Source organism: Ruegeria sp. AM1 (assembly GCF_056540745.1).
Window position 1 is genome coordinate 1 of record NZ_JBQFXH010000033.1, and the last position, 2,564, is coordinate 2,564.

Here is a 2,564-nt window from a genome sequence, read left to right on the forward strand (position 1 = left end):
TCTACCCGCTCTGGTTTTTGGAACCGCCTTGTTTTTTGGCAGCTTGCTTGCCGTTGGCTTGGCCTCGGTGCAGCAGACCGATGATTGGAGCCATGATCGCATCATGCTGTCGACCGTTGTCAATCTTGAACGTCTGGCCGAACGGAACCGCGGCAACTAGCCCATCCGATCATGGCGGGATCAAAGCCCCGCAACCGCGAAAGCGCACCCGGCAGAAACGTTTTGCCGGCCCGCAGCTTCGGCCCTAGACGCTGACGCCCTGCAGCACCTGATCGCGCGAAAGCTCTTGTTTTGAGCCGTTGATCATGACCTCTCCGCGCCGCAGAACAACCAGCTGATCGGCAAGGTCGTAGGCGAAGTCAAAATATTGCTCGACCAACACGATCGTCATCCCCCCGGTTGCTCTGAGATGCCGGATAACATCTCCGATCTGTTGAATGATGTTTGGCTGAATGCCCTCGGTAGGCTCATCCAGAAGAAGCAGCCGGGGCTTTGTAATCAGGGTCCGCGCAATGGCCAGTTGCTGCTGTTGACCGCCTGAAAGATCACCACCACGCCGGTTCTGCATCTGCTTGAGTACCGGAAACAGTTCAAAGATCTCATCAGGGACAAAATGTTCGTCACGCGGCAGGCAGGAAAACCCTGTTTCCAGATTTTCACGCACAGACAGCAGCGGAAATATGTCCCGTCCCTGCGGAACATAGGCCACACCTTTCCAGGCCATCCTGTATGCCGGAAGCTGCGGAAGCCGCTCACCATCAAGTTCAACGTCGCCGCCTGAACGGGGATGTGTGCCTGAAATCGCCTTGAGCAGGCTGGTTTTTCCGACACCATTTGTCCCCATCACACACGTGACTTCGCCTTGTCTGGCCTCCATCGAAATACCGTTGAGAATTTGCGAATGACCATAATGCAAGGTCAGATCAGTCAGTTTCAGCATCTTTTATCGCCCCAAATAGACGTCGATAACGTCCTGATTTGACGTCACATGATCCAGTGAGCCTTCGGCCAGCACAGACCCCTCGTGCAGAACAGTCACTTTGCAATTCAGGCGTCTGACAAACTCCATGTCATGCTCGACGACGACCACCGCGCGGGTTTTAGCGGCTTGCACCAGAAGGTCGGTGGTATGTTCGCGCTCTTGCGGGGTCATACCGGCGGCAGGCTCATCCACCAGCAGCAGGCGCGGCTCCTGCGCCAGCAGCATGCCAATCTCAAGCCATTGCTTCTGGCCGTGGCTCAACTCACCGGATTTGCGGGTCAGCTCCTCTTGCAAACCAATCTCGGCGGCCAGGTCTTCGACCTTTTTTAGATCGTCAGCCGAGGCCCGAAAGAACAGAACCGCAAGCCAGCCGCGTTTGTTCTTCAGCGCCATCAGCAGGTTTTCCTGCACTGTCTGATCCTCGAACACTGTGGGTTTCTGGAATTTTCGTCCAATGCCAGCCTGCGCAATCTTAGCCTCGTTCATACGCAAAAGGGACACGGATTTCTCACCCCAGATCACGCGGCCTTCATCGGGCCGGGTCTTGCCGGTGACGATGTCCATAAAGGTGGTCTTGCCCGCCCCGTTCGGCCCGATGACAGCGCGCAGTTCTGCGTTACCGATCTGGAAGGACAGGTTGTTGATGGCGCGGAACCCGTCGAAAGTGACCGAAACGCCACTGACCTCTAACAGAGTGCTCATTCCGTGGCCTCCTTTTCACGCAGCGATCCATCGTCAGGGCCAAGGTTCGCACCATGCCGCTGCGGCGCGCGACGGTTGGTCCACAGGTCGAACAGCCCGCCTATACCCTGCGGGGCAAACAACGTGACCAGCACAAAGGACACGCCCAGCAAGACTTGCCACCAGTCGACCCATTTGATCGTGTAAAAACCCAGCGGGATGTCCGGGGCCTGACCGCCGGTGAACCATGTGCTGAGCAGACTGACAAACGCTGCACCGATGACCGCCCCGTACAGGCGCCCGCGCCCGCCGATGGCCACCCAGACCGCCAGATAGATCGAAGCGATGGGCGCCATCTCCTCGGGGTTGATGATGCCCGCCTGCGGGTAATAGAGCGCGCCTGCGATGGCCGCGATGCAGGCGGTCAGGGTGAAGACTGCCAGCTTGTAAACCTCGACCGAATAGCCCAGGAAGCGCACCCGCGCCTCGTTGTCGCGGATACCGCGGATGACCGAACCGAACTTGCCCGATACGATCCAGGCCGCCAGCATATAGCCCAAACCCAGTGCCAGCGCCGAGGCCCAGAGAAACCAGATCGAGACGATATCCTGCGAAGCAGTGGCGCCCGGCAGGTTCTGTAACCCAGACAGGCCATTGTTCCCGCGCAAACCGCTGTCATTCTGAAACAGATACAAGGCCAGCGCCAGCGTCATCGCCTGGGTTAGAATGGACAGGTAAACGCCGGTCACTCGGCTGCGGAAAGCAAGCCAGCCAAAGATCAGCGCCAGCAGTCCGGGCACCAGAACAATCAGTATCAGCTGCAGGGTCAGACTGTGGGAAAAGGCCCAGATCACAGGGAAATCCGACGATCCGACAACGCCGAAAATCTGGGTCCCGATGG

3 protein-coding genes and 1 pseudogene are annotated in these 2,564 nt (G+C 58.1%); 1 reads left to right on the forward strand and 3 read right to left on the reverse strand.

Annotated features, from left to right (window positions below):
- Nucleotides 1-160, forward strand: a pseudogene (locus ACR0I7_RS20000) (M56 family metallopeptidase); the annotation flags it as partial.
- Between the two features lie 84 nt (nt 161-244).
- Here ACR0I7_RS20000 and urtE read toward each other — a convergent pair.
- The 3 genes from urtE to ACR0I7_RS20015 form a co-directional block, all read right to left on the reverse strand.
- Nucleotides 245-940: an urea ABC transporter ATP-binding subunit UrtE gene (gene urtE / locus ACR0I7_RS20005; RefSeq protein ID WP_480514124.1), complete on the reverse strand. Its 696-nt coding sequence runs from the start codon at nt 938-940 to the stop codon at nt 245-247.
- A gap of 3 nt (nt 941-943) precedes the next feature.
- A complete protein-coding gene (urtD, locus tag ACR0I7_RS20010; protein ID WP_480514126.1) occupies nt 944-1,684 on the reverse strand; it encodes an urea ABC transporter ATP-binding protein UrtD in 741 nt (246 codons plus the stop codon).
- The coding region (locus ACR0I7_RS20015) for an ABC transporter permease subunit (RefSeq protein WP_480514128.1) at nt 1,681-2,564 on the reverse strand (884 nt) is incomplete at its 5' end. The genes ACR0I7_RS20015 and urtD, both read right to left, overlap by 4 nt.

What these genes read in the sequence shown, in the direction of transcription:
- urtE (WP_480514124.1), bottom strand. Translation starts at nt 940, where the DNA reads ATGCTGAAACTGACTGATCTGACCTTGCATTATGGTCATTCGCAAATT.
- urtD (WP_480514126.1), bottom strand. Translation starts at nt 1,684, where the DNA reads ATGAGCACTCTGTTAGAGGTCAGTGGCGTTTCGGTCACTTTCGACGGG.